Raw genomic sequence first — 26400 nt, forward strand, 5'->3', positions numbered from 1 at the left:
CATCAAGGCAGGGGCCGGCCATGAGCCTGCTCAAGAATGTCGGCACGATCGGCGGACTGACCATGGTCAGTCGCCTGTTCGGCTTCATCCGCGACATGATGCTCGCCCGCGTCCTTGGCGCGGGCGGTGTCGCCGACGCGTGGCAGCTCGCCTTCCAGCTGCCCAATATCTTCCGGCGCCTGTTTGCCGAAGGGGCCTTCGCCAGCGCCTTCGTGCCGCTGTTCAATCGACGCATGGCTGGCACGGAAGAGATTACCGAGGCGCGCAAGTTCGCCGAGGAAGTGCTCGCCTTCCTGATCCCGGTCCTGATCGTCTTCGGCGGCCTGGCGTTGATTGCCATGCCGTGGATCGCGGGTCTCTTCGCCAATGAAGGCATCGAGGCCGATCCGGAGTTGAGGGATCTCGCCGTGCTCATGGCGCGGGTGGCCTTCCCGTACCTGGCCTTCATGAGCCTGGCGACGCTGTTCGCCGCCATCCTCAATTCGCTTGGGCGCTTTGCCGCCGCCGCCGCCGCACCGATCCTGCTTAATCTCTGCATGATCACCGCACTGGTGATCGGGATAAGCCTCGGCGAGGGGATGGAAGCGCGCCGCATGACCGGCTTCTACCTTTCGATCGCCGTCACGGTTTCCGGCTTGCTGCAATTGCTGTGGCTGTGGTGGTTCGCCCGCCGCGCGGGCTTCCGGATGAGCTTGAAGCGGCCGCGCATCACCTATGGCGTGAAGGAACTCGGCATACTGATCCTGCCGGCAGTGTTCGGCGCGGGCGTTTACCAGATCAGCCGCTTCATCGACCTGTTCTTCCTCTCCACGCTACCCGACGGTGCCTACAGCTTCCTTGCCTATGCGGACCGCCTCAATCAGTTGCCGCTCGGCATCATCGGCATCGCGCTGGGCACCGCGATCCTGCCCGCGCTGTCGCGCCATATCGCCAATGAGGATACGGACAGCGCGCAGCGCCTGCAGTCGAACGCGATCGAACTGGCCATGCTGCTGACCGTCCCGGCGGCCATAGCATTGTTCGTAACCGGCAGCGCCTTCACCAGCGCTTTCTACACCGGTGGCGCCTTCACGATCGAGGATGCCATGGCCACGGGCGCGGTGGTCAGTGCATTAGTGGTCGGACTGCCCGCCTATGTGCTGGTCAAGGTGCTGGTGCCCAATTTCTTCGCCCGCAAGGATACGCGAACGCCGGTCTTCACCGCGGCGACTTCCTTGCTGCTCAATATCGCGCTGAACTTCCTCCTCGTGCCGCGCTTCGGCGTGGTGGGTCTGGCGCTGGCAGGCTCGGCGGCGGCCTGGACCAATGCCGGGCTGCTCTACGTCATCCTGGCTCGCAAGGGTCATTTCCGCATGACCGCACGCGTGGTGAGCCGCATCGCGCGGATCATGCTCGCTGCCATCCTGATGGGCGCCGCGCTGTGGTTCGCCATGCCCTATGGCGCCGATTGGTACACCGGCGGCGTCCTCGAACGGGTTGGCGCGATCATCGCGTTGGTGGCGGTCGGTGCCATTACCTACTTCGCGCTCGCAGCCATGCTGGGCGTGGTGAACGGGGAGACCCTGGCCCGGCTGACCAAGCGGCAGGCTTGACTTTTCCCCGCGCGACATAGACCGGTCGCGCTTCGTTTTCTTCGCAACTGCACAAGGCCTATCATGCGCGTCGTTTCCGGCATCCAGCCCACCGGCAATCTCCACCTCGGTAACTACCTTGGGGCGATCCGCAATTGGGTGCGGATGCAGGACGAGATGGCCGAAGGCAGCCAGTGCCTGTTCTTCCTGGCCGACCTCCACGCGATCAGCCAGCCGCACAACCCGGCCGAGCTGCGCAAGGGTACGCTCGAAATGGCCGCGGCGCTGGTCGCCTGCGGTATCGATCCGCAGCGTTCGGTGCTGTTCAACCAGGCGCAGGTTCCCGCGCATGCCGAGCTGCAATGGCTGCTGAGCGGCACCGCCCGGATGGGCTGGCTCAACCGCATGACGCAGTGGAAGGACAAGGCGGGCAAGAACCGTGAAGGCCAGTCGGTCGCGCTGTTCAGCTATCCGGTGCTGCAGGCCGCCGACGTGCTGCTCTACCAGGCGACCCACGTGCCCGTGGGCGAGGACCAGAAGCAGCACCTCGAGCTGGCTCGCGACATCGCGCAGAAGTTCAACAACGACTTCGCATCGGAGGATGCACCGGTCTTCACCCTGCCCGAGCCGATCGTGCCGCCGCAGGCCGCGCGGATCATGAGCCTGCGCGACGGGACTGCCAAGATGAGCAAGTCGGACCCGTCCGACATGAGCCGCATCAACCTGGTCGACGATGCCGATGAGGTGATGAAGAAGGTCAAGAAGGCCAAGACCGATCCCGAACCGCTACCGAGCGAGGAAGCGGGACTGGAAGGTCGGCCCGAAGCGCTCAATTTGGTGACGATCTACGCTGCGCTGACCGACGGAACGGTAGAAGGCGTGTTGCGCGATTTCGGCGGCGAGGGTTTCGGCAAGTTCAAGCCCGCGCTGGGCGAACTGCTGGTCGAGACGCTGCGTCCGATTTCGGCGCGCTTCACCGAACTGCTCACCGACCACGAAGCGCTCGACGCGATCCTCGCGCGCGGAGCAAGCCATGCCCGCGAGATCGGCCGCCCGACGCTCGACGCGGCCTATGAGGCCCTGGGGTTGGTACGCGGCTGAATTCGCGTCGCCATGCGAAGCACCCATTCAATCCGGGTTCATCGACAATCCGGTAGAAAAGTGCATATTCGCTAACAGTTTGCCGAGGGGGAAGCGGTGAACTGCGCGGGCAACCGAACTCGTGTACAACCTATATCGTCACTCGAAAGGGACTGAGTATGACCGAGCGCAAAGGTTGGGGGCAGAAACTCAAGCTTGCCACCGTGCCGCTGATCCTGGCCAGCCTCGCGGCCTGCGCGACGCCGTTCAAGGCCGATGTCTCGCGCTACCAGTCACAGCTGCCTGCGCCAGGCGCCGGTGAAAGCTATTATGTCGTGGCGGACGACCCGGCACTCGCTGGCGGACTCGAGTTCGCGCAATACGCCGATCTCGTCGAGGCCCAGATGAACCGCCTCGGCTATCCCGAGGCCGCATCGCCCGAAGCCGCCAGCCTGCTGGTGCGGTTCGACTATGATATCGACAAGGGCCGCGAGAAGGTCCGCTCGACCGGCTTCGCCGATCCCTTCTATTCGCCCTGGTATGGGTTCAGCCGGCCCTACTATCGCTCCTATTATCGGCCGCGCTACTTTGGGCGTACCTGGGGCTACGGCTTCTACGACCCGTGGTTCGACAACGGCTATGAGAGCTACACCGTTTACACCAGCGGGATCGAGATGAAGATCGACCGCGCTGCGACCGGCGAGCGACTGTTCGAAGGCAAAGCGCAGGCCGTATCGACTTCAAACCGGCTGCAGTACCTCGTGCCGAATTTGGTCGAGGCGATGTTCACCGACTTCCCGGGCAATTCAGGCGAAACGCTGCGCATCTCGATCGCGCCGGAAAAGAAGACCGTCCGCAAGCTCGACTGATCGACTTGCGAAAGCCAGACGCGGGCCTCACCGATTACGGTATGGCCCGCGTTTTCGCATCCGGACGAAAGCCGAAGCTGGTTGAGCTAGAGTTTTCTGTGCCCGCCCGTTGAACCGAAACCGCCGTCGCCGCGTTCGGTCGCATCGAGTTCCTCGACCTCGTTCCACACTGCCTGCGTTACCGGGGCCAGCACCAGCTGGGCGATCCGGTCGCCGCGCGCGATCGTAAAATCCTCAGTGCTGTGGTTGATCATGATGACCTTGAGCTCGCCGCGATAATCACTGTCGATCGTGCCAGGCGTATTGGGCACGGTGATGCCATGCTTGAGCGCGAGACCCGAGCGGGGGCGCACCTGGATTTCATAGCCTTCGGGGATCGCCACCGCGAACCCGGTCGCGACCGCGTGGCGCTCGCCCGGTGCAATGGTGATCGCTTCCGCCGCAACCACATCCATGCCCGCCGCCCCCGGCGTGGCATAGGCGGGCAATTCCAGACCGTGACCGTGGGGCAGGCGCTTTAGCCGCACCCCGACACGATCAGTCATGCGCATCGTCCTCCGCGCCGGTCAGCGCTTCGGCGGCCATCTTGACCAGCTCGCGCGCGACATCTTCCTTGGGCATTTCGGGCAGGCTCTTGACCCCGCTCGACGTCACCACATGGACCTGGTTGAGGTCGCCGCCCATCACGCTCTCACCTTCGGTGAAGGCGACATTGTTGGCGATGATCCAGTCGGCACCCTTGCGCTTGCGCTTGGACTTGGCGTTTTCGACCACATTCTCGGTCTCGGCCGCAAAGCCGACGAGCAGCGCGGGGCGCTTCTTGCCCGCAGCAGTATTGGCCAGGATGTCGGGGTTTTCCGCAAGGATCAGCGCCGGCGGGGCCGATCCGCGCTTCTTCATCTTCTCGGCCGCTACATGGCGGCTCTTCCAGTCGGCGACGGCTGCCACCATGAAGGCGACGTCGGCCGGAAGCGCGCGGCGCACTTCTTCCGCCATGTCGTCCGCGGTTTCCACGTCGACCCGGTCGACGCCTGCGGGCGTGGGCAAGTGCACCGGCCCCGTGACCAGCGTTACCCGGGCCCCTGCAGCCGCGGCCATCGCGGCGATGGCAAAGCCCTGCTTGCCGCTCGAACGATTGGCGATGTAGCGCACCGGATCGATCGGCTCGCGGGTCGGCCCGGCCGTGATCAACACGTGCTTGCCTTCAAGCGGGCGATATGCCGGATCGGGATCGAACACGGCCTGTCCGGCCAAGGGCGATTCCTCGAGCACAACCGACCCATGCTGGACCTGATCCTGCATCGGTTGCGGCCGCGCGCGCGCGTCGAGTTTCGAGACTTCGTGATTGATCGCGTCGGGATCGGTCGGCGGTGCGGAGGCAGCCTTGCCCTTCTTCGCCAACAGCGGACCTGCTGTAGCCGGATCAAATTCAGGTTCCGCAATCGGTTCCTCGAACTCGACGGGATCCAGTTCTTCGAGCGACGCCAGTTCTGCCTCGATCTCCTCGTGGCTGCGACGGCTGGTGCTGCGTGGAATGATGGCGCTCAGCAGGCCGCCAAGACCGAGCCCGCTCTTGCTTTCGTGCTCATCCGCTTCCTCGGCATCCTCGGGCTCGAGCGCTTCAGCCGCCAGATCGTCCAGCGAATCCTTCGGCGCGGCGAGCTGTGCGGGTGTCGGTGCGGGGAGTTCGGGCAAATCGAGGTCGAGCTTGAGCTCCTTGGCGATGCGAGCGAGGATCGCGGCGGGTTCGGGCAAGCGCCCGGGACCGAACTCGCCGCAGGCCATCGGACCTTCGTCCGGATCCATCACCCTGACGCCCGCCTGGCGCAGCCAGTCGGCATTGCGCTGGGTCGCCGAATGCTCCCACATCTTCACGTTCATCGCCGGTACGGTCAGCACCGGCTTGTCGGTGGCGAGGATCAATGTCGTGGCAAGATCGTCGGCGATGCCCGCCGCCATCTTGGCGAGCAGGTCCGCCGTGGCCGGGCAGACCACGACCAGATCGGCTTCGCGGCTGAGCTGGATATGCCCCATCTCGACCTCGTCCTTGAGATCGAACAGCGAGGTATAGACCTTGTTCTCCGACAGCGCGGCAAGCGCCATCGGGGTAACGAACTGCTGCCCGCCCTCGGTCAGAACGCAGGTTACCGAACCGCCAGCTTTGCGGATCAGGCGAACGAGCTCGCACGACTTGTAGGCGGCAATGCCGCCGCCGATGACCAGCAGGATACGAGGGCCACTCACGCCCCTATCCTCGCGGATTTCGTGCTGCGCGCGGGCTTCCACGCGGATCGGCGAATGCATTCCCATCGTCTCATTAACGCGCTTGCTAGCGTCCCCTGTTCGTCATTGCCAGCGCCGAACGCAGGCCAATTGCCGCAGCTGCCATAGCGCCCTATGGTTTAGAAAGGGGAAACGGGAGGGACTTATATGCAGGGAATTCTCAGCACGTTGCTGTTTTTGGCGGCAATCCTCAACATTGTGTTGGGGACCGGCTTCCTTGTGAATCCCGAAAATGCGGGGGCGGATTTCGGTCTGGCGGTGACCGGCCTGCACGGCAGTTCGACTTTGCGCGGCGACATGACCTCGTTTTTCTACGTCTCGGCCGCCTTCATGGCGCTCGGCGCGAGACGCCGCAGCGCCACCCTGCTCGCCCCGGCGCTGGCGCTCTATTCGGTGACATTCGTCGGCCGCGCGATAAATCTCGTGCTCCAAGGCCCCTACGAAGGCTGGTACGTGACAATGGGCGTCGAGGCCCTGCTCGTCGGCCTGATGTTGGCGGCAATCAGGAGTTGGAGATCGGCTCCCTCTTCGATCTGAGAGCGCCGACGAGGTTCTCGATCGCGAAAGATCAGCCGATCAGTCCTTGCGCTATCGCTGCCCAAACCGCGAGCCCTCCAAGGCCTGCAGCCATGGCATAGCCCAGCCAGCCGCGTCCCCCGCTGCGGCGATTTTCCCACATCAATTCGATGTCGGGCAGCGGCGGGGGCTCGGGCGCGCCACCCTTTGCGGGGTAGCGTTCTTCGATCCGCCGGATCAGGTCGGGCAGGCGCAACAGCGTTTCGGTGTCTTGGCGAATCCGATCGGCGATGGCGGCTTCGGGACCCAGTTCGTCGCGAATCCAGCTGCGCACATAGGGGGCGCTGACGTCCCACATGTTGATCTTGGGATTGAGCTGCGTGGCGATCCCTTCGACCATGACCATGGTCTTCTGCAGCAACAGCAGGTGCGGCTGGGTCTGCATGTCGAAATCGCGGGTGATCGCGAACAGCCCATCGAGCATCTGGCCGACCGACAGCTCGCTTACCGGCTTGCCGCGCATCGGCTCGCCCACGGCGCGCAGCGCGGTCGCGAACTCATCGACGTTGTGATAGCTCGGCACGTATTTCGCTTCGAAATGAATCTCGGCGACGCGGCGGTAATTGCCCGTGGTGAGCCCGTAGAGGATTTCCGCCAGCCACATGCGCGCGCGCCGGTCGATCCGGCCCATGATGCCGAAATCGATCGCGGCGATGGTTCCGTCCGGCTTCACGAACAGGTTCCCCTGGTGCATGTCGGCGTGGAAGAACCCGCCGGCGATAGCCTGCTTGAGAAAGGCCAGCACCAAGCGGTTGGCGATCTCGGCGGTGTCGTGGCCGGCCGCCTTCAGCTCGTCGACCTTGCTGATCTTGATCCCGTCGATCCAGTCGATGGTCATCACCCGGCCATTGGTCCGGTCCCAGTCGATCCCCGGGATCTCGTAGCCCGCCGTCCCGACCATGGTTTCGGCCAGTTCCGAGGCCGAGGCCGCTTCGCGCCGCAAGTCGAGCTCGCGCAGCGTCCAGCGCTTGAAGTTGGCGATGGTCAGGCGCGGGCGCAGGCGCTTGGCCTCGCCGCCCATCGCCTCGACATGCGCGGCGGCCCATTCATAGGTCTCGATATCGCGGGCGAATTTCTCGCGAATGCCGGGACGCAACACCTTGACCGCGACGTCCCGCCCATCGGTCGTCACCGCCCGGTGGACCTGCGCGATTGAAGCCGCGCCGACCGGGTTGGGATCGAATTCCGAATAGAGCGTCTCGAGCGGCTGTTCGAAACTGGCCTCGATCACCTGCCTGATCTTGTCGAAGCCGACCGGCGGCAAATCGTCCTGCAGCGTCAGCAGGTTGCGCGCCGGTTCTTCACCCACCAGGTCGGGGCGGGTGGCCAGCGTCTGGCCCAGCTTGATCGCGGCGGGGCCGATATCGCGGAACGCCCCGGCATAGTCGCGCTCGCCCGTGGTGCCCGTGAAAGCGACCCAGCGAGCCAGCTTGGCCATGCGCCTGACCGGCGGGGGTGCGTTGGGGTCGCGTTCGATCCCCACCAGCGCACGGTGGCGCGCCAGCGTTATGCCCCATGTGAAGAGGCGCCAAATATGCGTCGAGGGCCTTGCCACCCCTAGACCTTCCACCCCGAATGGATCGCGACGAGGCCGCCCATGATCGGCTCGACCCTAGTGTTCTCGAAGCCCGCCTCGCGGATCATACGCTCGAAGCTGGGCATGTCGGGGAAGCGACGGATCGATTCGATGAGGTAGCGATAGCTCTCCTCGTCGTTGGCGATCGCCTTGCCGATCTGCGGCACCAGCTTGTGCGAATAGAGGTCGTAGGCTTCCTTGAAACCCGGCCATTCGACGGTCGAGAATTCAAGGCAGTAGAAGCGCCCGCCATATTTCAGCACGCGGTACGCCTCTTTAAGCGCCCGGTCGATATGGGTGACGTTCCGGATGCCGAAGGCGATGGTATAGGCGTCGAAGATCCGGCTCGAGAAAGTCAGTTCCTCGGCGTTCTGGCGGCTCCACACCAGCCCGTCGATGCCGCGCTCCATCGCGCGCTCGATGCCGACGTCGAGCATGTCCTGGTTGATATCGGACACGGTCACGCTGGCACCCCTGGCTGCCATGCGGAAGGCAATGTCGCCCGTGCCGCCGGCCATGTCGAGGATCGTCTCGCCCGGCTGCGGCTTCACGCGGTTGACGAAGCGGTTCTTCCACAAACGATGCATACCCGCCGACATGGCATCGTTCATGATGTCGTATTTGGCCGCGACATTGGAGAAGACTTCGCCGACGCGTTCAGTCTTCTCGCTCGCGTCGATGTCTTCGTAGCCGAAGGAAACTATTTCGCCGGTGTTGCTCATGGGGCGGTGCCTTAGGGGGAATTGTGGCCAGCGCAAAGGGTGTTAGAGGGGCATCCATGCCAGAGTTGCCAGAAGTCGAGACAACGGTGCGCGGGCTCGCCCGGTTCCTTCAGGGCGAGCGGATCGTCAGCGTGCGGATCAACCGGCCCGACCTGCGCCGCCCCTTCCCGTCTGACCTAGTCCAGGCTCTCTCCGGGGCCACGATCTCGGCCCTCTCGCGTCGGGCAAAGTATGGCATCCTCCACACTGATCGCGACCATGCCATGGTCTTCCATCTCGGCATGAGCGGGCGCTGGCGGATCGATCCGCAGGACGAGGACCGGCACGACCACCTGGTGCTGGAGACCGCGCACAATCGCTTCGCACTCAACGACCCGCGGCGGTTCGGTTCGGTCGACCTGTTGCTGGCGTCAGAGCTCGACCTGTGGCCGCCCTTCGCCGCGCTCGGCCCGGAACCGCTCGGCGATGCGCTGACTGCGGAGCATCTGCGTGAGGCAACCCGCGGTCGGACGCAGGCGATCAAGCTGCTACTACTCGACCAGCGGATCGTGGCCGGCCTTGGCAATATCTACGTGTGCGAGGCACTGTGGCGCAGCGGGATCAATCCGCAGAAAGCCGGCGGCAAGGTGACCATGCCGCAGTTGAGGCGGCTGGTGCCCGCGATCAAGGATGTCCTCGAGCAGTCGATCCGCGATGGCGGTTCGACGCTGCGCGATTTCGCCCAGCCCGACGGCGAGCTCGGCTATTTCGCCACGCGATTCCATGTCTATGGGCGCGAGGGCGAGGACTGCCATCACGGCGATGGCGGCATCATCCGACGAGTGGTGCAAGGCGGGCGAAGCACGTGGTTCTGCCCGAAATGCCAGAAATGACGGTCTAGGCGTCTACCAGCGCGTAATGCGGCGGGGGTGGCAAACCTTCCATCTTTTCGGCGAGCAGCGGGCGGAAGCTGGGGCGGCTTTTCATCACCGCGTACCAGCCGCGCGCCTGGTCATGTCCCTTCCAGTCGATCCCGCCCAGGTAGTCGGCGACCGAAACCTGCGCCGCGCAGGCGAGGTCGGCCAGGCTCAGCGTCGAGCCGCCGACCCACTGGCGCGTGTCGACCAGCCAGTCGATGTAGTCGAGGTGGCCGTGCGCCATCTTCATCGCTTCGCGCAGCGCCTTGGAATCGGGTGGCTGGCGCAGCACCAGGCGCTTCTTCATCCGTTCATGCAGCAGTGGCGCGGTGACGTCATTGTAGAAATTCTCGTCGAACAGCGCGACCAGCCGGCGGATCTCGGCGCGCTGCGGGGCTGTGCCGCCGGTCATGGGATTGCGTTCGACCGTCTCTTCCAGGAATTCGCAGATCGCGCGACTGTCGCACAGCGCATGGCGCCGCGCCGGATCGAACAGCACGGGCGTCCGCCCGGCCGGATTCATCTGCCAGAAGCCGTCGCGTCCTTCCCACGGATATTCGCGCACGACCTCATAGGCGATGTTCTTCTCGCCCATCAGCAGGCGCAGCTTGCGGCTGAACGGACAAAGGGGAAACGTGAAAAGCTGCCACATGGATTGCCCATTATTGCACCACCGGCGCGGACGCGTCCACCGCGTCACGAGACGGCGGAGCGAATTTTCCCGTGGATCACTTCCGCTCGGGCAGCGCTCGGGCCATTTGTTCGGCCATCTCGCGCAGCGCGGGGGCCATTGCCGCCATGGCGCTCGCCATGGTCCCGGCCGCCTGCATGGCCTGCGGGGCGTTGCGACCGATGGCCTCGCTCACCCGGCCCGCTTCGGGCACCATCTTGCGCAATGTGAGATCGGGGTCGACCTGCCGGGCCTGCTCGCCCGCCATCTCAGCCGCGGCCTGCGCCAAAGGCGCGATCGGCATGTCGAGCAGAATTTCGGTCATCGTCTGGGCCAGCATCGCCAGTTCGCGCTGCCGCTCGGGATCGCGCATCTGTTCGGCCATATCGGCCAGCGGTGCAGCCTCCGACGCCGCAGCGGGAGCTTCCTGCGCGGCAAGGGGGATCGGGGCAAATGCCAGGGCGGCGGCAGGGAGGATCAACTTACGCATGGTCGTAACCTTCGCCAGTCGGTGGTGAGACGGGGTTTCTAGCTGGCACGGTCTTGCGGCCGGGTGAACATCTCAGAGCCCCGAAGCATCGAGCAACAGCAAACAGCCAGGCATAACCTCGGCCAGCCGACCGGGCTGCTGGAGCGCATCGACCTCGGGCCGTGCCTGCTTGACCAGGCCTTCGCGTGTCAGTCCCGTATCGTCCATCAGCTGCGCCAGCGAACGAACGAAGAATTCCCGCCCGCGTTCGCTTAGGTCCGGCCAAGCGTGATCACCGACAGTTCCGGCGCGCTGCCGCTCTGCCGCCATGGCAATTGCCATCGAGCAGCGCAGCGCGGTCTGCTGCTGTATGTCGAGCGGGACGGGAGCGGCCTCGGCGGGGAGGGTCGAGGCTTGCGCAAGCAGGAGAACCGGGGCGAGAATAGTGAGCATCGGCCTCCCCTAGAAGGCCCTTGCTGAACCGCAAGCAACTTCGCTTGCGGCGGCGGCTGCGCGAGACTAACCCGTGCCGCGAAGGAGAACCCATCGATGAAGACCCGCGCCGCAGTCGCCTTTGCCCCCAAGCAACCGCTCGAAATCGTCGAGCTTGACCTCGAAGGCCCCAAGGCGGGCGAAGTCCTGGTGGAAATCATGGCGACGGGCATCTGCCACACCGATGCCTATACGCTCGACGGGTTCGACAGCGAAGGTATCTTCCCCAGCGTGCTGGGCCACGAAGGTGCGGGCGTGGTGCGCGAAATCGGCCCCGGCGTCACCTCGGTCAAGCCGGGCGACCATGTGATCCCGCTCTACACCCCCGAATGCCGCCAGTGTAAGTCGTGCCTGTCGGGCAAGACCAACCTGTGCACCGCGATCCGCGCGACGCAGGGCAAGGGGCTGATGCCCGACGGGACCAGCCGCTTCTCCTACAAGGGGCAGACAATCTTCCACTACATGGGTTGTTCGACCTTCTCGAACTTCACCGTGCTGCCCGAAATCGCAGTCGCCAAGATCCGCGAGGACGCGCCGTTCCAGACCAGCTGCTACATCGGTTGCGGCGTCACCACCGGCGTCGGCGCGGTGGTCAACACCGCCAAGGTGCAGGTGGGCGACAATGTCGTCGTCTTCGGCCTTGGCGGGATCGGCCTCAACGTGATCCAGGGCGCGAAGCTGGCCGGCGCGAACATGATCGTGGGCATCGACATCAACCCCGACCGCGAGGAATGGGGCCGCAAGTTCGGCATGACGCACTTTCTCAACACCAAGGGGATGAGCCGCGACGAAGTCGTCGCCAAGGTGGTCGAACTGACCGACGGCGGTGCCGACTACACCTTCGACGCCACCGGCAATACCGAAGTGATGCGCACCGCTTTGGAAGCCTGCCACCGCGGCTGGGGCACCAGCATCATCATCGGCGTGGCCGAAGCGGGCAAGGAAATCGCCACCCGCCCGTTCCAGTTGGTCACCGGGCGCAACTGGCGCGGCACGGCCTTCGGCGGTGCCAAGGGCCGCACCGACGTGCCCAAGATCGTCGACTGGTACATGGACGGCAAGATCGCCATCGATCCGATGATCACCCACGTGCTCAGCCTCGAGGAAATCAACAAGGGCTTCGACCTGATGCATGCGGGCGAGAGCATCAGGAGTGTCGTCGTCTACTGAGGAGAAGTCCCATGTTCACGCACATCCACCTGGGTAGCAGCGATGTCGAGCGCTCGAAGCGCTTCTACGACGCGCTATTCGAAGCCCTGGGTGGGGCGCGAAGCTGGAAGGACAGCGATCGCGATCGCTGGTTCTGGCAGAAGGACGGGACCTTTCTCGTGGTTGGCGAACCGCTCGACAAGCATGACAGCCACCCCGGCAACGGGATCACCGTCGGCTTCGCGGTAGACAGCCCAGAGCAGGGCGATGCCTGGCATGCCGCCGGCCTCGCCAACGGCGGGACAACCTGCGAAGACCCGCCTGGAATTCGCGATCACAGCGCTCAGGGCGGGATCTATCTCGCCTACCTGCGCGATCCCGATGGCAACAAGCTCTGCGCGCTCAAGTTCATGGGTGAACTGGCGGTCTGAACACGCAGCGATTTGATCGCTTGCCAGCCCGTTCGGCGCGCCTAAGGTGGCGAATCGAAACCCAAAGGAGAGAGTACAGATGTACAGTCACATGATGGTGGGCGCGAACGACATGGCGAAAGCCAAGGCGTTCTATGATGCGACCTTCAAGGCCATGGGCGGCAAGGAAGGAATCACCGACGACAAGGGTCGCCTAATCTACATGCACAATGGCGGCATCTTCATCGTCACCAGCCCGATCGACGGCAAGCCTGCCACCCACGGCAACGGCTGCACCATCGGCTTCGCCATGACCCCCGAACAGGCCGATGCCTGGCACACGGCGGGCGTGGAAGCCGGCGGCACCGCGATCGAGGATCCGCCGGGCGTGCGGTCGGGCGGCATGGGTGACCTTTATCTCGCCTACCTGCGCGATCCCGATGGCAACAAGCTGTGTGCCCTGCACCGCATGGGCTCGTAACGCTTGAATAGGCGTGGCGAAGCGGGATTGCTGGCCGACCTGGCGTCGCTGGCAATCCCCTTCGCCAGCCACGAACATATCGCGGTCTTCACCGTGGAGGAAAGCCGCCGGGTCGATGCCGACATCCCTGGCGCCCATACCAAGAACCTGTTCCTGAAAGATGCGGGCGGAGCCTATTGGCTGGTCACCGTCCCGGCGGAAGCGCGCGTGGACCTCAAGGCGCTACCGGGCGCGATCGGCTGCAAGCGCGTGAGCTTCGGCAAGGCGGAGGACATGGATCGCCTGCTTGGTATCGCGCCGGGTTCGGTGACACCGCTGGCCATGATCAATGCCGTGCCCGGTAGTGTGGCCGTGGTGATCGACGGCGGCCTTGCCGCGGCTGCGCGCGTGAACGTCCACCCGCTTCGTAACACCGCGACACTGGGGCTATCCGGCGCGGACATCTTGCGCCTGCTTGCCCATTGGGGCCACCAGCCGCGCGTTGCCGCCATCCCGACGGCGCAGGAGCCCGCATGACCATCGAATACCTGTCGCAGAATCTGGCCTTCGAAGGCACGCAGCACGTCTGCTCGCACCGCTCGCGCGAGACGGGAACCGACATGACTTTTTCGGTCTATGTCCCGCCGCACATGCCCGGCATCAAGCTGCCGGTGCTGTGGTACCTTTCGGGCCTGACCTGCACCCATGCGAACGTCACCGAGAAGGGCGAATACCGCAAGGCCTGCGCCGAACATGGCATCATCTTCGTCGCCCCCGACACCAGCCCGCGCGGCGACGACGTGCCCGACGCAACGGAGGAATACGACTTCGGCAAGGGCGCGGGTTTCTATGTCGATGCCACGCAAGACCCGTGGTCGCGGCACTATCGCATGCGCAGCTATATCGAGAACGAGCTGCCCGAGATCATCGCCGAAAACTTCCCTGCCGACATGGCGCGCCAGGGCATCACCGGCCACTCGATGGGCGGCCATGGCGCACTGACCATCGGCTTGCGCAATCCCGGCCGTTTCCGTTCGATCAGCGCTTTCGCACCGATCGTCGCCCCGTCACAGGTGCCGTGGGGCGAAAAGGCGCTGGCCCGCTACATCGGCGATGACCGCGCAGCGTGGCGCGAATACGATGCGGTTGCATTGATCGAGGACGGCGCGCGCGCCGAGCACCTGCTGGTCGACCAGGGCACGGCTGACAATTTCCTCGAAGACCAGCTCAAGCCCAGCCTCCTCGCCATGGCGTGCGCCAAGGCAGGCATGATGCCCGAGATCCGCATGCAGAGCGGCTACGACCATTCCTACTACTTCATCGCGACCTTCATGGCCGAGCATGTCGCATGGCACGCGGAGCGGTTGGGGTAACTCTAACTCTCGTTCACGAGAGCAAGGAAGATCCTCTCCGCCTCTTCTGAGAAGCTCTCGTTTGGCTGGCGTGCAGGTACTTCGCCAGCACGCTCCAACTCCGCGTGGATGAGGTGGACGATTTCAGGCATCGCTTTCGCCAGTCCAGCCTCTCGCGTCTTCGCTTTAAGCTCAATCATGGCTTCGATTTGCTCGATGATCAAATGAGAGAGATCACACCTTTGCATGAGCTCTTGAAGTTGCATGGGAGGTCGGGAGCGAGAATCGAGACGCAGGCAACGAATGGCTAGCGCCGGTCGCAAAGCATAGAACAACTTCTTGACCGAGACGCCTCGTTCAACCTCTCCCCATCGCGCCACCTGGGCCCGTCCAAGGCTCGCGTAGTGCAATGCGAAGCCGCGCGGATCAAAGAAACGATCGCCAAGCTCCACGAGCGCGCTGATCACCGGATCATCGTCAAGATAGCGAATGGGACTCTCGATCCATTCAGACAGGGCTGCATTGTGCTTGAGCATCAGCCCCAATGCCTTGCGAATATCCCACCCATTCAGATCGACTTCGTCAACGATAGGTCGCTCAACCACATCGCGCGGCGGCGAGAGCGCCAAATAATGCTCGCGTGGCCGGACAAAGAGGAATCGAACATCGTAGTCGCTGTCGGGCGAAGGGAAGCCCCAGGCCCGCGACCCTGACTCGATTGCGAGGAGGTAGCGAATACCTTCATCTTCAGCGACCTTGGACAGACGCCGTTCAATCTCTTTGCGAATGTTTGCCGGGATTGCAGCGTTCAACGGCTCAACTCGAACACCGCGAATTCGGCGCGGGCATTGGCGCCGCCGCGGGCAATAGGGCGCTCGCCAGCGAAGTACCAATCGTTCTCAATCCGTGCGCCCTTTTCGGCGGCGAGGTCGCGGAAATCCTTCACCGTCACGTGGTGGATGTTCTGCGTGGCGTACCAGCTGACGGGCAGGCTACGCGTCACCGGCATGCGGCCGCCGAACATCAGCGCCGCGCGCGTGCGCCAATGGGCGAAATTGGGGAAGCTGACGAAGGTCCGGCGGCCGACTCGCAACAGCTCGTCGAGCATGCAGTCGGGCCGCGCGGCGGTCTGCAGCGTCTGGCTGAGCACGGCGTAGTCGAAGCCTTTATCGGGATAGTCGGCAAGATCGCGGTCGGCGTCTCCCTGCACCACCGACAGGCCCTGCGAGACGCAGCGTTCGACGCTGGCGCCGTCGATCTCGATGCCGCGGACGTCGCATCCCGCCTCGCGCAGGGCGAGCATCAGCACGCCGTCGCCGCAGCCGATATCGAGCACGCGGCTGCCGGGGGTGACATGGCTGGCGATCACCGCAAGGTCGGGCCGCAAGCTCACGCGTAAACCCCCGGGTCGTGCAGTTCCATCGCGCTCACCGGATTGGCGAGAGGTGTCCAGCCGAACTGCCGGTACAGGTCATGCGCATCGCGCGTCATCAGCATCCACCGGCGTAGGCCCTGCAGCTCCGGGTGTGCGTGCAGATAGGCCATCATCGCCTTGGACAATCCCTGGCCGCGATGATCCTCGAGCACATAGACATCGGCCAGATAGGCGAAGGTCGCGCGATCGGTCACCACGCGGGCCATGGCGACCTGTTGCCCGCGATAGCGGACCGCCACACACAGGCTGTTGGCCAGCGCCCGGCGCACGGTGGCCAGGGGGATGCCCGTCGACCAGTAACTACCGGATAGGTAGGCATGCGCCGCGTCGGCATCGATCGCGCCTTGATCGCCCACCAGTTCATAACCGTCAGCAAGGCCATTCATCCGAGGAACCCCGTGATCACCCGGTCGAGCGCGGGTACGTCGAGCAGGAAGCTGTCATGGCCGTGCGGCGCGGACAGTTCGACGAAACTCACCGCCGCGCCCGCCGCATTGAGCGCGTGCACGACATGGCGGCTCTCCGCCGTTGGATAGAGCCAGTCGCTATCGAAGCTGACCAGGCAGAAGCGCGCCGTGGTTCCGGCAAAGGCATCGGCCAGCTTGCCTCCATGTTCCTCGGCAAGGTCGAAATAGTCCATCGCACGCGTGATATAGAGGTAGCTGTTGGCGTCGAAACGCTGGGTGAAGCCGCTGCCTTGGTAGCGCAGGTAGCTCTCGACCTGGAAATCGGCGTCGAAGCCGAAGCTCTTGGCTTCGCGGTCCTGCAGATTGCGCCCGAACTTCTCGGTCAGCGCCTCTTCGGAGAGATAGGTGATATGCGCCGCCATACGCGCCACGGCGAGCCCGTTGTCGGGCGACTCACCGCCGTAATAATCACCATCCTGCCAGCGCGGATCAGCCATGATCGCCTGCCGCCCAAGTTCGTGGAAGGCGATGTTCTGCGCCGAATGGCGGCTGGTCGATGCGATCACCAGCACCCGCTCCGCGCGGTCGGGCCAGTTGGCCGCAAGGCTCAGCGCCTGCATCCCACCCATCGATCCTCCGACAACCGCGTGCAGCGTGCCGATGCCCAGCGCCTCGAGCAGGCCGACATGCGCGCGAACCATGTCGCGGATGGTGATGACCGGGAACCGCATCGCATAGGGCTGGCCGTCGGGCGCCTTGCTCAAGGGGCCGCTCGATCCCATGCAGCTGCCGATGACGTTCGGGCAGATCACATGGAAGCGATCGGTGTCGATCGGCTTGCCCGGGCCGACCATGCGTTCCCACCAGCCGGGCTTGCCGGTGATCGGGTGATTGCTCGCGACATACTGATCGCCGGTCAGTGCGTGGCACAGCAGGATCGCGTTCGAACGCGTGGCGTTCAGCGCGCCATAAGTCTCATAGGCCACGTCGACACGCGCCAGCTCACCCCCGCCGTCGAGTGGCAGCGGAGCGGGCAGAACCAGGGTTTGCGAGGTGGCTTTCAAATCGAACCTTGGGGCGAAACAATGAAACCCTGCCTCTAACCGCAAGCCTTGCGCTTGTCGAAGGGCCGATATTCTTTCATGCGACAAAGCCGAAATGGCAGACAAACCAACCCTCAAGCCGTGGATCGAAGCGATCCATGCCTATGTGCCGGGCAAATCCAAGACGTCCGACGGGCGTCCGCTGGTCAAGCTTTCGGCCAACGAGAACCCGCTGGGCTGCAGCCCAGCGGTGCACAAGGCCTTGGCCGGGGAGCATCAGCCGAACTTCTATCCCGACCCTGACGCCACCGCATTGCGCCAGGCAATCGGCGCAGTGCATGGCATCGATCCTGCGCGGATCGTCTGCGGCACCGGATCGGGCGAGCTACTGCACTGCGCGGTGCAGGCCTTTGCAGGGCCGGGGGACGAAGTGGTGTTCCCGCGCTATTCCTTCTCGCTCTACCCGCTGCTGGTATGGAAGGTCGGCGCCGAGGTCGTGCCCGCCGAGGACAGCGATTACGCAGCCGATGTCGACAAGCTGCTAGCCGCCGTGACCGAACGCACGCGCGTGGTGCTGCTCGACAATCCGAACAACCCGATAGGCACCTGGCTGCCGCGCGCCGAGGTCGAGCGGCTCCATGCCGGATTGCCGCGCGACGTGCTGCTGGTCGTCGACCAGGCCTATGCCGAATTCCTCGAAGAGGGCGAAGATGACGGCGGGTTCGATCTCGCCGCGCGTTACGACAACGTCCTTGTCACCCGCACCTTCTCCAAGGCCTTCGGGATCGCGGGGGAGCGGGTAGGCTGGGCGACTGGCGCGCCGCACCTGGTCGATGCGCTCAATCGGCTGCGCGGGGCCTTCAACGTGACCGCGAGCGGGCAGAAGGCGGCGCTGGCCGCGCTGGGCGACCGGGATTTCGTGCGGCGCTCGCGCGATGCGAACAGCTCGATCCGCGCGCGCTTCGTCGAACAGGTCGAAGCGCTCGGCAACCACGGGCTGCGCGCGCTGCCGAGCAAGGCGAACTTCGTCTTCGTAGTGTTCGAAGGCGCATTGTCCGCAACCACTGCGCTCGATGCGATCAGCGAAGCGGGCTATGCCGTGCGCCACCTGCCAAGCCAGGACCTGCCGCAGGCGCTGCGCATCACGGTGGGTACGCAGGAGCAGATGGACGCGATCGCCACCGTGCTGCGCCAGCTGTGCGAGGCCTCGGCATGATCCCGAACAATGTCGCCATCATCGGGCTCGGCCTGGTTGGCGGGTCGATCGGGCTCGCGACGCGCGCGATGCTGCCCCAGGTCGCCACCACGGGATGGGATGCCAACCCCGACGTGCGCCGCCGCGCGGCCGAGCGCGGGCTGGTCGCAAATGTCTGCGAAACCGCCGAGGAGGCGGTGCGCGATGCCGATCTGGTGATCCTTTGCGTACCCGTTGGCGCGATGGGCGAGGCCGCCGCCGCAATCGCCGCAGCGGTTCCCTCGGGCGCAATCGTCAGCGACGTTGGCTCCTCCAAGCGCAGCGTGGGCGATGCCATCGCCAAGGCCCTGCCCGGCGCGACCGTGATCCCGGCGCATCCCGTGGCGGGCACCGAAAAGAGCGGCCCCGATGCCGGCTTCGCCGAGCTGTTCCGCCACCGCTGGTGCATCGTGACGCCTCCGGCCGATGCCCCTGCCGAGGCCGTCGCCGCCGTGTCCGATTTCTGGGAAGGCCTCGGCGCCAAGATCGAGATCATGGACCCGGCGCACCATGACGTGGTGCTGGCGGTAACCAGCCATATCCCGCACCTGATCGCCTATACCATCGTCGGCACGGCATCGGATCTCGAGGACGTCACCCGCGGCGAGGTGATCAAATATTCCGCCGGTGGGTTTCGCGACTTCACCCGCATCGCCGCGAGCGACCCGACCATGTGGCGCGACGTCTTCCTGACCAACCGCGACGCCGTGCTCGAAGTGCTCGGCCGCTTTACCGAGGACCTGACCGCGCTCCAGCGTGCCATCCGCAACGGCGACGGCGACACGCTGTTCGAACTGTTCGAACGCACCCGCGCGATCCGCCGCTCGATCATCGAGGAAGGCCAGGACGACGCGCGCCCCGACTTCGGGCGATCGGATCACTGAGGGGCTGCGAAACTGGCGGGCAATCGCCAACTTCCGAAGTGCGAGTAGCGAATCCAAATGGCAAGGTTTGGGTGGAAAGCGGACATTCCATGCCTTAGACTCGCACAGATAGTAGAGGGAACGCTGTGGACTTCACCTACATAGTTGCGGGCATCATCTCTGTTGTGGTTGGTGTTGTCGGTGGAAGCGTCTTTTTGCTGGTGCAGGGGCAGACCTTCTGGCGCTTGCTTGCAACGACAGTCCCGGTCGCGGTCGTGCTAGATCTTGCGCTGCTTCTGGATTGGAGCCGCGTTGAACCGATTACGACATCATTTTTGCTTACTGACCTCGCGTTTTTTACCGCCTATTCACTCGTCGGCTGCTCAATTGGCGCACTTCCTTTGGTGGTCGCGCGGAGGTTGTATCGACGACTGTCGAATACAGAGGGCGACTGAGAGCTAGCGTCAGAAATCGGGTCGTTAGCGGTCATGCCATTCCCGGAGTACTCAGCCTTTAGGTGAAAGAAGGGCCGCCAGTTCCGTTAGTACAGACCTCCCTTTACTCCGCCTTTTCCCGAATGGCCGCTCCTGGAGGCAAAACCTCAAGGCTGCGGCGGTCAAGCTGGGCGGCGACTTCCTCGGGCCCGTATTTCGGTCGCCACCCCAGCGACTCCAGCGCTGCGCCGGGTGAGTAAACCCGGTCGATCGACCGGGGCAGATCCCACCCGCGTTGGCGGAAACTTGCCGCGAGGTCCGGCGCCCGCTCCTCGATCAGCGAAGCAGCGCGCGTGGCCAGGTCTCCCACGTCGGTGGGGAGGAAAGGCGTCGCCCCCGAGACAACGAAGCGCTGGAACTGCGGCCCCTGATGAGAAAGCGCGAGCATATGCGCATCGGCGACATCGCGGACATCGACACCCCGATGCAGCCGGTACGCGGCCATTCGATCGGCCGGCTCGGGGAAGCAGCGCGACATGCGAATGACCCGCACGGCGAGCTTTTCGGAAGCCGCTTCGGCCAGCGCCTTCTCCCCGGCAGCCTTCGTCCGGTGATAGATCGATTTGGGTTGGGGCGGCGTGTCCTCATCCACCCAGGTGCAGGCGCCCTTGGCAATGGCATGTCCGTAAAGCGCGGTCGTGCTGGTGAAGACGATCCGCGGCACGCCGCTGGCAAGCGCCACATCGATCAGCAGCCGGATGCCCTGATCATTGATGCGTTCGAATTCTGCGTCCGCCAGCACACCGACATGCGGTGCATGGAGCGCTGCCGTGTGGATCACTGCATCGGCGCCTTCGAACGCCCGCTCCAAGACAGAGCGATTCGCCACATCGCCGATGATGCTGGTGGTTGCGAAAGCCTGTCGGTCGATACCGGTGACGCTGTGATCCGGCGCCAGCGCGCCGAAGATGGCGCGGCCCAATCTGCCGCTGCTACCGGTAAGAACGACCTTCACGCCCATTCGATAGAGCGCCCACGCAACGTGTTCAAGTCGAAGCGGAAAATGGCGGCGGCTGGCGGTCAGACCCGTTCGAGGCGGACGTGCGGCTCAGGCGGCAACTCGACCGCGATCTGATCGCCGGGGCGAACGGTGCCGCCGTGCAGCACGATTCCCATTATCCCGGTCTTGAGGACCGGTTTGCCGTCCGCATCGCGCCCAACCATCGGTTTGAGCAGGCCAGGCCTGAAAGCTTCGATCTGGCGACAAGGATTGCGCAGGCCGGTCACTTCGATTTCGGCTCGATCGCCCAGCCGCAGCCGCGTTCCGCGCGGCAGGTCGATCAGCGAGAGGCCCCGCACAAGAATATTCTCGCCCAGATCGCCCGGTCCAAGTGCAAATCCCAGTGCGGCCATCTCGTCCAGAAGTTCGGCAGCAATCAAGTGAACCTGCCGCAGGTTGGGCTGGTTGGGATCCGCCGCCACGCGTGAGCGATGTTTGACCGTTGCGCCCAGATGCGCGTCCCCCTCTACGCCGAGACGTTCGACGAGCGTGACTTGCTCACAAACGCGCTTGGAGAATGTATGCTCACCGCTGCGCGCGACCGAGACGACCTGCGCGCCCATCTTACCTGTTCAGTGCGTTGATCGCCTGCCTGACACGGGCCTCGACCTCGTCGCGCGGCAGCCCGGGCGGAATGGCCTCACCGAAGCGATAGGTGATCGTCCCGGGATTCTTGAGCAGTCGGTGATAGATCGGCCCGCTGTTCACCGCGACCGGGATCACCGGCAGGCCCAGCATCTTGTAGAGGCCGGCGAAGCCCGATTGCAGCTCGCGGTCCTCGCCATGCGGTACGCGTGTTCCCTCGGGAAAGATCACCAGTGGGCGACCCTCGGCGATCAGCGCCTTGGCCGCGCGGATCATCTGCATCAGCGCCTTCGGACCCGCGTCGCGATCCACCGGGACCAGGCCGAAAGCCGCGGCCGCCCGGCCCCACAGCGGAATGCTGAAGAGCTCCTGCTTGGCGAAAACCGAAGGCAGGTGGAACAATCGCGGCGCATCGATCGCTTCGAAGAAGCTTTCGTGCTTGATTGCGTAGAGCACCGGCTCCTGCACGGGCTGCCCTTCGACAACGATCCTGCAGCCGAGCAGGTTGACCAGGCACCAGCGCTGCCACTGCGACCAGTTGCGCACCCGCGCGCGGAAAGCATCGACGCTGAACGGCAGCGAGGCAAGCGACGCCGATGTGATCAGCAGCGAGCCGATGTAGAACGCGACGTAGAAGGCGATGTTTCGCAGCAATCGCATGGTCGTGTCAGACCGGCAGGATGCGCGAAATCGCCGCGGCGATCAGCTTGTTGTATTCGAGATAGAGCGTCGCGAGGTCAGACGAGGATTTGACCGCATCGCGCACGATCATCGTTCCCGGCGGCAATGCCTCGGCAAATTCCGACGCCGCGCGGGCCATGTGCCAATCGGTGGTGACGAGCCGGACCGAAGAAAACTCGTTCTCCTTCATCCATTGCGCCGCCTCACCCGCATTGCTGCGCGTATCGACGGCGAGATAGCCCAGCGTGACGCAGCACTTCATCAGACGGGAAGGAACTTCGAATTCCGCGGCGAATTCCTTCGGCTTCACCTCGGGGTCGACGCCCGAGACGAACAGTTCCCGGGCGAGGCCGTCTTCGACCACCTCGATGCCACGGGCGATCCGCCCGGGTCCGCCGGTCGGAACGATGACCGCATCGGTGACCTGGCCGGTGACCGCCTGCGGCAAGGTCAGCGCAAAGCCGAGGAAGCCGAATGCGTAGAGCAGCACCAGCGAGGCGAGGAAACGCAGGATCACAGCATCTTCCGGAGTGATGAGAGGACAGTCATGCGGGCCGTGTAGACTGCAATCGCGATCGCGAAAAGCGGCACTGTGACCAATACCAGCCAATCGGTGGGACCGAGAGTGCCGCCCGCCACGAGGCCTGAATCGAGGGCCGCGAACTGTGCTGCCATCAACATGACTGCACCACTTCCCAGCACAAGCCCGAGGAATCCGCCCGCCAGCGCGTCGAGCAGGATCGAGCGCTGGAAGATGCGGGCAATCTGGTCATCATCGCCGCCGAGCAGGTGGACGATCTCGATCGTATCGCGGTTGGTATCCAGCGCATTGCGCGCCGCGAGCCAGACCGCTGCACCGCCGGTGAAGGCGAGCAGCGCGATCAGGCCCATTGCCATCCAGCGCAATGTCGAAAGCGCGGTCAGGACGGGCGCTAGCCAGTCCGATTGTGCGTCGATCCGCGCAGCGGGCGCCGTTTCGGCAAGCATGTCGCGCAAACGGTCCAGCGTCGCCGCGTCGGCCTCGCTTTGCAGGCGCAGGTCGATCAGCGCGGGCATCGGAAGGCTCTCGTCGCTGGCTCCCGCCCCCAGCCACGGCTCGAGCAATCGCTCGACCCGGTCCTGCGGCAGCACGCTGACGCTGACAACCGCAGGGTCGCGGGCAAGCATCGCTGCCGCGGCCTGCGCCTGCGCGTCGCGAATGGCTGGATTGGGCTCGACGATCTGGACGGTAGCGCTGCCGGCAAGATCGCCACTCGCACGGGCGACAAGGTTTGCCAGGGCCAGCCCGCCAGCCGCTGAAAGCACGGTGATCGCCACCATGATCGCGATCACCCAGGGCATCGGCCCGCCTAGCCTGGCCCGCGGAAGCAGGTGCGCCGCGCGCTTGCCACGAAACGGGGCCAGTCCGCGCTCTGCAGCACGCACCATGACGGGTGGGCGCGTCACTGGCCCGCCCCCACGCGGCGCGGCGGATAACGCAGCGCCCCCGTCGGGTCGGCAAGCGTCCCCTTGTCGAGCCGCATGATCAGCGAGTCCGGAACCTTGCGCAGCAGGTGCACGTCGTGCGTTGCGACCACCACCGTGGTGCCGAGGCGATTGAGTGCTTCGAACAGCCGGATCAGCTTGAGCGCCATCTCGGGATCGACGTTGCCGGTCGGCTCGTCCGCCACCAGCATGTCGGGCCGCCCGATCACCGCCCGCGCGATCGCAACGCGCTGTTGCTCGCCGCCCGAAAGCGTCGCCGGTCGCGCATCCGCGCGATGCGACAGACCGACCCATTCGAGCATGTCGGATACCGGTCCCTGCAGGTCGGCCTCGCGCACGCCCGATACGCGTAGCGGCAAGGCCACATTGTCGAAGGCCGAAAGGTGTTCGACTAGGCGGAAATCCTGGAACACCACGCCCATCCGTCGGCGATAGGCGGGCAGCCGTTCGCGCGGCAGGGTAATGACGTCGGTGCCGAACATACGGATCGCACCGCGGGACGGGCGCTGGGAGAGGTAGAGTAGCCGCAACAGCGAGGTCTTCCCAGCCCCGCTGGCCCCCGTGAGGAAGTAGAAGCGCCCGGGAAACAGGGTGAAGGAGATATTGGACAGCACTTCGCGATCGGTGCCGTAACGCAGGCCGACATTGTCGAACTGGACGATCTCGGTTTCCGGCCCGCTCACGCCCGTACACCCCGCCGGTGAAGAAGATCGCCCCTGCCTGTCATGCTCGCGGGTGGCTATAACCGCGCTTCGGTGTGGAAAAAAGCCGCCTGTGGGTATTGCGAACAGGCCTCTCGCTTGTCGTGATTCGCGAGCACGCCTAAGGCCGTTTACCAAGATGATCATTGCTTGCCCCGCCTGCTCCACCCGCTACGTGGTGCCCGACAGCGCCATCGGGATCGAAGGCCGGACGGTGCGTTGCGCAAAGTGCAAGCATAGCTGGTTCCAGGAAGGGCCTGATGCCGAACGGCTTGCGGCAGTGGCCAAAGTCCCTACTCCGCCGCCGAACCCGGCTCCGACGCCAGCACCACCGCCGCCCCGTCCAACTCCACCCGCGCCGCCCGCGGTCGAAGCGGAGCAGGGCTCTAACGTTACCTACGCCGAAGCCGGCGATACGGTCCAAGACGAGCCAGAACCGCGCGAGAGCCCCGATTTCGACGAGGCCGCCCCGCCTTTTGGCGAGGTGCAGGACGACCTGCCGCCTCCCCCTGAACCCGAAGAAGACGAATCGCCGTCGCGCTTCGAACACGCACCACCGTTCCGCCCTCGGCGGAACATGACCAAGCTGTGGACCTGGGCGGCAGCGATCTTCGCCCTGCTGGCCGTGGGGACGATCGCGGCGGTCAACTATGTCGGCCTGCCCGACTGGGTGCCGGTCTCCAAGCCGCTGTTCGGAGCAGCGCAGCCCGATCTCGAGCTGTCCTTCCCGGTCGAGCAGCAGGAACGGCGCACGCTTCCCAACGGCACCGAGTTCTTCGGCGCAAGGATCATCGTCAAGAACACCGCACGCGAAACCCGTCCGGTACCGCCGGTCCTGATCGTGCTGCGCGACCAGCGGGAGCGCCAGGTTTACAGCTGGGTGGTCAATCCGCCGCAGGCGTCGCTCGCCCCGGGTGAGGAATTGACGATCAACGAAGCGGTGACCGACGTCCCCAAATCGGCGGTTTTTGCCGATATCGGCTGGGCCCCACGCTGACCCCATAGAAAGGTGCTTGCGGGCGCTTGGCGGCGCTGCTAGGGGCGCGCACCTACCGACGGGAGGGCTCCTCAAAGGCCCCTCCGATGCGAGACTGTGTGCGGTCGTGGCGGAATTGGTAGACGCGCAACGTTGAGGTCGTTGTGGGCGAAAGCCCGTGGAAGTTCGAGTCTTCTCGACCGCACCAGACAGTCCCTTGGTTTTTCCAGATCAGCAGACGCAAGCAGTCGCCCCGCAGTGGGACGGCTTGCGGGTTATGGTTACCGTTACTTAACTTTGTTAGGTAATTGCGTATGATCACGAGATCATGGTTCGCATCACCCGACATATCAAAGCCTTGAAGCTTCTGGCCGCAGGCGCTTGCGCGATGATGGCGGCGATGTGGGCGACGCCTTCGCAGGCGGACCCTGAGAAGATCACCATCCTCACCCCCGCGGCGTTGCGTTTCGGTACCTTCGCCGTGCCCACTACGGGATTCCGCGAAGTCACCGCTTCGGGAACGATTACCAGTTCGGGGATAGTTTCGCTGGACGACAGTGGTGTCGGTCCGGCGCGTTTCGTCATCGAGTACGATCGCGGCAACAACAGCAGACGGAGGCTCGACCTGACAATCGAGGTGGTTCTTTCCAGTCCGGCGGTATTCACCCAGGGCGGCTTGTCGGCGCGGCTGAGCCGATACCAGACGGACTTACCTGGATACGGCCTGGTCCAGGCAGGGCAGGTGATCCGCATGGAAATCCCCAACTGCACCACACGCGTTTGCTCTCGCAGCTTCAGCCTTGGCGGGCGGCTCGATGTCGACCGCAGCTTTGGCGGGGGGCTGGTCGAAATCCCGGTGCCGATCGATGCAGCGGTTGTCTCCGTCAATTGACCGGGCCTGGCGATGCAGCGTCGCTGGCG

Annotated in this window: 32 protein-coding genes and 1 tRNA gene; 16 read left to right on the plus strand and 17 right to left on the minus strand. The window is 64.6% G+C overall.

Going from position 1 to position 26400, the window contains the following annotated elements; genetic code table 11:
- The first annotated feature begins 20 nt into the window (after positions 1-20).
- The 3 genes from murJ to HQR01_RS03895 all read left to right on the plus strand — a co-directional run bounded on the left by murJ (position 21) and on the right by HQR01_RS03895 (position 3520).
- Positions 21-1592: a murein biosynthesis integral membrane protein MurJ gene (gene murJ / locus HQR01_RS03885; protein ID WP_173212731.1), complete on the plus strand. Its 1572-nt coding sequence runs from the start codon at positions 21-23 to the stop codon at positions 1590-1592.
- Between the two features lie 63 nt (positions 1593-1655).
- Entirely contained in the window at positions 1656-2672 is a 1017-nt protein-coding gene (gene trpS, locus HQR01_RS03890) for a tryptophan--tRNA ligase (protein ID WP_173212732.1), read from the plus strand.
- A gap of 158 nt (positions 2673-2830) precedes the next feature.
- On the plus strand, positions 2831-3520 hold the full coding sequence (locus HQR01_RS03895; RefSeq protein ID WP_173212734.1) for a DUF4136 domain-containing protein: 690 nt from the start codon (positions 2831-2833) through the stop codon (positions 3518-3520).
- Between the two features lie 86 nt (positions 3521-3606).
- Here the strand turns inward: HQR01_RS03895 and dut are convergent, their stop codons facing one another.
- Complete coding sequence (gene dut / locus HQR01_RS03900) at positions 3607-4065, minus strand: dUTP diphosphatase (RefSeq protein ID WP_173212736.1); 459 nt, start codon at positions 4063-4065, stop codon at positions 3607-3609.
- Positions 4058-5824 carry a bifunctional phosphopantothenoylcysteine decarboxylase/phosphopantothenate synthase gene (locus tag HQR01_RS03905; protein ID WP_234030242.1) on the minus strand — a complete coding sequence of 589 codons (1767 nt, stop codon included), beginning with the start codon at positions 5822-5824 and terminating at the stop codon, positions 4058-4060. Before HQR01_RS03905 ends, dut begins: the two co-directional genes overlap by 8 nt.
- Before the next feature lie 126 nt (positions 5825-5950).
- Between HQR01_RS03905 and HQR01_RS03910 the strand changes: the two genes are divergently transcribed.
- A complete protein-coding gene (locus HQR01_RS03910) occupies positions 5951-6340 on the plus strand; it encodes a hypothetical protein (RefSeq protein WP_173212740.1) in 390 nt (129 codons plus the stop codon).
- A 31-nt stretch (positions 6341-6371) separates the two neighbouring features.
- Here the strand turns inward: HQR01_RS03910 and ubiB are convergent, their stop codons facing one another.
- Positions 6372-7934, minus strand: coding sequence for a 2-polyprenylphenol 6-hydroxylase (ubiB, locus tag HQR01_RS03915; protein WP_173212742.1), 1563 nt, complete (start codon positions 7932-7934; stop codon positions 6372-6374).
- 2 nt (positions 7935-7936) lie between these two features.
- A complete protein-coding gene (locus HQR01_RS03920) occupies positions 7937-8677 on the minus strand; it encodes a class I SAM-dependent methyltransferase (protein ID WP_173212743.1) in 741 nt (246 codons plus the stop codon).
- A gap of 56 nt (positions 8678-8733) precedes the next feature.
- Here HQR01_RS03920 and mutM point away from each other — a divergent pair, with 56 nt between their 5' ends.
- On the plus strand, positions 8734-9549 hold the full coding sequence (gene mutM, locus HQR01_RS03925) for a bifunctional DNA-formamidopyrimidine glycosylase/DNA-(apurinic or apyrimidinic site) lyase (RefSeq protein ID WP_173212745.1): 816 nt from the start codon (positions 8734-8736) through the stop codon (positions 9547-9549).
- A gap of 4 nt (positions 9550-9553) precedes the next feature.
- On the opposite strand, the gene HQR01_RS03930 is transcribed toward mutM, so the two are convergent.
- From HQR01_RS03930 to HQR01_RS03940, 3 genes are all read right to left on the minus strand, one after another.
- On the minus strand, positions 9554-10225 hold the full coding sequence (locus HQR01_RS03930; protein WP_173212747.1) for a glutathione S-transferase family protein: 672 nt from the start codon (positions 10223-10225) through the stop codon (positions 9554-9556).
- Positions 10226-10301: 76 nt separating this feature from the next.
- Positions 10302-10733 (minus strand): hypothetical protein, encoded by a 432-nt coding sequence (locus HQR01_RS03935; protein WP_173212749.1) that lies wholly within the window; start codon positions 10731-10733, stop codon positions 10302-10304.
- Between the two features lie 72 nt (positions 10734-10805).
- The gene (locus HQR01_RS03940; protein ID WP_173212751.1) at positions 10806-11165 is read right to left on the minus strand and encodes a hypothetical protein; all 360 of its coding nucleotides are present in this window, start codon (positions 11163-11165) and stop codon (positions 10806-10808) included.
- 96 nt (positions 11166-11261) lie between these two features.
- On the opposite strand from HQR01_RS03940, the gene HQR01_RS03945 reads away from it, so the two are divergent.
- The 5 genes from HQR01_RS03945 to fghA all read left to right on the plus strand — a co-directional run bounded on the left by HQR01_RS03945 (position 11262) and on the right by fghA (position 14596).
- Positions 11262-12374: an S-(hydroxymethyl)glutathione dehydrogenase/class III alcohol dehydrogenase gene (locus tag HQR01_RS03945; RefSeq protein WP_173212753.1), complete on the plus strand. Its 1113-nt coding sequence runs from the start codon at positions 11262-11264 to the stop codon at positions 12372-12374.
- 11 nt (positions 12375-12385) lie between these two features.
- Entirely contained in the window at positions 12386-12784 is a 399-nt protein-coding gene (locus HQR01_RS03950; protein WP_173212755.1) for a VOC family protein, read from the plus strand.
- 79 nt (positions 12785-12863) lie between these two features.
- Positions 12864-13244 carry a VOC family protein gene (locus HQR01_RS03955; RefSeq protein WP_173212757.1) on the plus strand — a complete coding sequence of 127 codons (381 nt, stop codon included), beginning with the start codon at positions 12864-12866 and terminating at the stop codon, positions 13242-13244.
- A gap of 3 nt (positions 13245-13247) precedes the next feature.
- A complete protein-coding gene (locus HQR01_RS03960) occupies positions 13248-13760 on the plus strand; it encodes a prolyl-tRNA synthetase associated domain-containing protein (RefSeq protein WP_173212759.1) in 513 nt (170 codons plus the stop codon).
- Complete coding sequence (gene fghA, locus HQR01_RS03965) at positions 13757-14596, plus strand: S-formylglutathione hydrolase (RefSeq protein ID WP_173212761.1); 840 nt, start codon at positions 13757-13759, stop codon at positions 14594-14596. Before HQR01_RS03960 ends, fghA begins: the two co-directional genes overlap by 4 nt.
- A 2-nt stretch (positions 14597-14598) precedes the next feature.
- On the opposite strand, the gene HQR01_RS03970 is transcribed toward fghA, so the two are convergent.
- The 4 genes from HQR01_RS03970 to metX are packed head-to-tail and all read right to left on the minus strand — an operon-like array spanning position 14599 to position 17481.
- Positions 14599-15387, minus strand: coding sequence for a nucleotidyltransferase domain-containing protein (locus tag HQR01_RS03970; protein WP_173212763.1), 789 nt, complete (start codon positions 15385-15387; stop codon positions 14599-14601).
- The gene (metW, locus tag HQR01_RS03975; RefSeq protein WP_173212764.1) at positions 15384-15968 is read right to left on the minus strand and encodes a methionine biosynthesis protein MetW; all 585 of its coding nucleotides are present in this window, start codon (positions 15966-15968) and stop codon (positions 15384-15386) included. Before metW ends, HQR01_RS03970 begins: the two co-directional genes overlap by 4 nt.
- A complete protein-coding gene (locus HQR01_RS03980; RefSeq protein WP_173212767.1) occupies positions 15965-16396 on the minus strand; it encodes a GNAT family N-acetyltransferase in 432 nt (143 codons plus the stop codon). The genes metW and HQR01_RS03980 overlap by 4 nt, the downstream gene beginning before the upstream one ends.
- Complete coding sequence (gene metX / locus HQR01_RS03985; RefSeq protein ID WP_173212768.1) at positions 16393-17481, minus strand: homoserine O-acetyltransferase MetX; 1089 nt, start codon at positions 17479-17481, stop codon at positions 16393-16395. Before metX ends, HQR01_RS03980 begins: the two co-directional genes overlap by 4 nt.
- Before the next feature lie 94 nt (positions 17482-17575).
- Between metX and hisC the strand changes: the two genes are divergently transcribed.
- The 3 genes from hisC (at position 17576) to HQR01_RS04000 (ending at position 20012) form a co-directional block, all read left to right on the plus strand.
- Positions 17576-18676 carry a histidinol-phosphate transaminase gene (hisC, locus tag HQR01_RS03990; RefSeq protein ID WP_173212770.1) on the plus strand — a complete coding sequence of 367 codons (1101 nt, stop codon included), beginning with the start codon at positions 17576-17578 and terminating at the stop codon, positions 18674-18676.
- Positions 18673-19578 (plus strand): prephenate/arogenate dehydrogenase family protein, encoded by a 906-nt coding sequence (locus HQR01_RS03995; protein ID WP_173212772.1) that lies wholly within the window; start codon positions 18673-18675, stop codon positions 19576-19578. Before hisC ends, HQR01_RS03995 begins: the two co-directional genes overlap by 4 nt.
- A gap of 125 nt (positions 19579-19703) precedes the next feature.
- Complete coding sequence (locus HQR01_RS04000) at positions 19704-20012, plus strand: hypothetical protein (RefSeq protein WP_173212774.1); 309 nt, start codon at positions 19704-19706, stop codon at positions 20010-20012.
- Between the two features lie 103 nt (positions 20013-20115).
- Here the strand turns inward: HQR01_RS04000 and HQR01_RS04005 are convergent, their stop codons facing one another.
- From HQR01_RS04005 to ftsE, 6 genes are all read right to left on the minus strand, one after another.
- Positions 20116-21006: an NAD-dependent epimerase/dehydratase family protein gene (locus HQR01_RS04005; RefSeq protein WP_173212776.1), complete on the minus strand. Its 891-nt coding sequence runs from the start codon at positions 21004-21006 to the stop codon at positions 20116-20118.
- A 65-nt stretch (positions 21007-21071) separates the two neighbouring features.
- Entirely contained in the window at positions 21072-21614 is a 543-nt protein-coding gene (locus tag HQR01_RS04010; RefSeq protein WP_173212778.1) for an MOSC domain-containing protein, read from the minus strand.
- A 1-nt stretch (position 21615) separates the two neighbouring features.
- On the minus strand, positions 21616-22296 hold the full coding sequence (locus tag HQR01_RS04015) for a lysophospholipid acyltransferase family protein (protein WP_173212780.1): 681 nt from the start codon (positions 22294-22296) through the stop codon (positions 21616-21618).
- Between the two features lie 7 nt (positions 22297-22303).
- Entirely contained in the window at positions 22304-22834 is a 531-nt protein-coding gene (locus HQR01_RS04020; RefSeq protein WP_173212782.1) for a YdcF family protein, read from the minus strand.
- Positions 22831-23763: a cell division protein FtsX gene (locus tag HQR01_RS04025; protein WP_234030243.1), complete on the minus strand. Its 933-nt coding sequence runs from the start codon at positions 23761-23763 to the stop codon at positions 22831-22833. Before HQR01_RS04025 ends, HQR01_RS04020 begins: the two co-directional genes overlap by 4 nt.
- Complete coding sequence (gene ftsE / locus HQR01_RS04030; protein WP_173212784.1) at positions 23760-24485, minus strand: cell division ATP-binding protein FtsE; 726 nt, start codon at positions 24483-24485, stop codon at positions 23760-23762. Before ftsE ends, HQR01_RS04025 begins: the two co-directional genes overlap by 4 nt.
- A gap of 157 nt (positions 24486-24642) precedes the next feature.
- Here ftsE and HQR01_RS04035 point away from each other — a divergent pair, with 157 nt between their 5' ends.
- From HQR01_RS04035 to HQR01_RS04045, 3 genes are all read left to right on the plus strand, one after another.
- Positions 24643-25500 (plus strand): zinc-ribbon domain-containing protein, encoded by an 858-nt coding sequence (locus HQR01_RS04035; RefSeq protein WP_173212786.1) that lies wholly within the window; start codon positions 24643-24645, stop codon positions 25498-25500.
- A 100-nt stretch (positions 25501-25600) separates the two neighbouring features.
- Positions 25601-25687, plus strand: a tRNA-Leu gene (locus tag HQR01_RS04040).
- Positions 25688-25807: 120 nt separating this feature from the next.
- Positions 25808-26371 carry a DUF4402 domain-containing protein gene (locus tag HQR01_RS04045; protein ID WP_173212787.1) on the plus strand — a complete coding sequence of 188 codons (564 nt, stop codon included), beginning with the start codon at positions 25808-25810 and terminating at the stop codon, positions 26369-26371.
- Positions 26372-26400 lie beyond the last annotated feature (29 nt).

Source organism: Erythrobacter mangrovi (genome assembly GCF_013260645.1).
Lineage (GTDB): Bacteria > Pseudomonadota > Alphaproteobacteria > Sphingomonadales > Sphingomonadaceae > Qipengyuania > Qipengyuania mangrovi.

Coding starts and splice junctions, on each gene's coding strand:
- murJ (WP_173212731.1), top strand. CDS start 21: ATGAGCCTGCTCAAGAATGTCGGCACGATCGGCGGACTGACCATGGTC.
- trpS (WP_173212732.1), top strand. CDS start 1,656: ATGCGCGTCGTTTCCGGCATCCAGCCCACCGGCAATCTCCACCTCGGT.
- HQR01_RS03895 (WP_173212734.1), top strand. CDS start 2,831: ATGACCGAGCGCAAAGGTTGGGGGCAGAAACTCAAGCTTGCCACCGTG.
- dut (WP_173212736.1), bottom strand. CDS start 4,065: ATGACTGATCGTGTCGGGGTGCGGCTAAAGCGCCTGCCCCACGGTCAC.
- HQR01_RS03905 (WP_234030242.1), bottom strand. CDS start 5,824: ATGCATTCGCCGATCCGCGTGGAAGCCCGCGCGCAGCACGAAATCCGC.
- HQR01_RS03910 (WP_173212740.1), top strand. CDS start 5,951: ATGCAGGGAATTCTCAGCACGTTGCTGTTTTTGGCGGCAATCCTCAAC.
- HQR01_RS03920 (WP_173212743.1), bottom strand. CDS start 8,677: ATGAGCAACACCGGCGAAATAGTTTCCTTCGGCTACGAAGACATCGAC.
- mutM (WP_173212745.1), top strand. CDS start 8,734: ATGCCAGAGTTGCCAGAAGTCGAGACAACGGTGCGCGGGCTCGCCCGG.
- HQR01_RS03930 (WP_173212747.1), bottom strand. CDS start 10,225: ATGTGGCAGCTTTTCACGTTTCCCCTTTGTCCGTTCAGCCGCAAGCTG.
- HQR01_RS03935 (WP_173212749.1), bottom strand. CDS start 10,733: ATGCGTAAGTTGATCCTCCCTGCCGCCGCCCTGGCATTTGCCCCGATC.
- HQR01_RS03940 (WP_173212751.1), bottom strand. CDS start 11,165: ATGCTCACTATTCTCGCCCCGGTTCTCCTGCTTGCGCAAGCCTCGACC.
- HQR01_RS03945 (WP_173212753.1), top strand. CDS start 11,262: ATGAAGACCCGCGCCGCAGTCGCCTTTGCCCCCAAGCAACCGCTCGAA.
- HQR01_RS03950 (WP_173212755.1), top strand. CDS start 12,386: ATGTTCACGCACATCCACCTGGGTAGCAGCGATGTCGAGCGCTCGAAG.
- HQR01_RS03955 (WP_173212757.1), top strand. CDS start 12,864: ATGTACAGTCACATGATGGTGGGCGCGAACGACATGGCGAAAGCCAAG.
- fghA (WP_173212761.1), top strand. CDS start 13,757: ATGACCATCGAATACCTGTCGCAGAATCTGGCCTTCGAAGGCACGCAG.
- HQR01_RS03980 (WP_173212767.1), bottom strand. CDS start 16,396: ATGAATGGCCTTGCTGACGGTTATGAACTGGTGGGCGATCAAGGCGCG.
- hisC (WP_173212770.1), top strand. CDS start 17,576: ATGGCAGACAAACCAACCCTCAAGCCGTGGATCGAAGCGATCCATGCC.
- HQR01_RS03995 (WP_173212772.1), top strand. CDS start 18,673: ATGATCCCGAACAATGTCGCCATCATCGGGCTCGGCCTGGTTGGCGGG.
- HQR01_RS04010 (WP_173212778.1), bottom strand. CDS start 21,614: ATGGGCGCGCAGGTCGTCTCGGTCGCGCGCAGCGGTGAGCATACATTC.
- HQR01_RS04015 (WP_173212780.1), bottom strand. CDS start 22,296: ATGCGATTGCTGCGAAACATCGCCTTCTACGTCGCGTTCTACATCGGC.
- HQR01_RS04035 (WP_173212786.1), top strand. CDS start 24,643: ATGATCATTGCTTGCCCCGCCTGCTCCACCCGCTACGTGGTGCCCGAC.
- HQR01_RS04045 (WP_173212787.1), top strand. CDS start 25,808: ATGGTTCGCATCACCCGACATATCAAAGCCTTGAAGCTTCTGGCCGCA.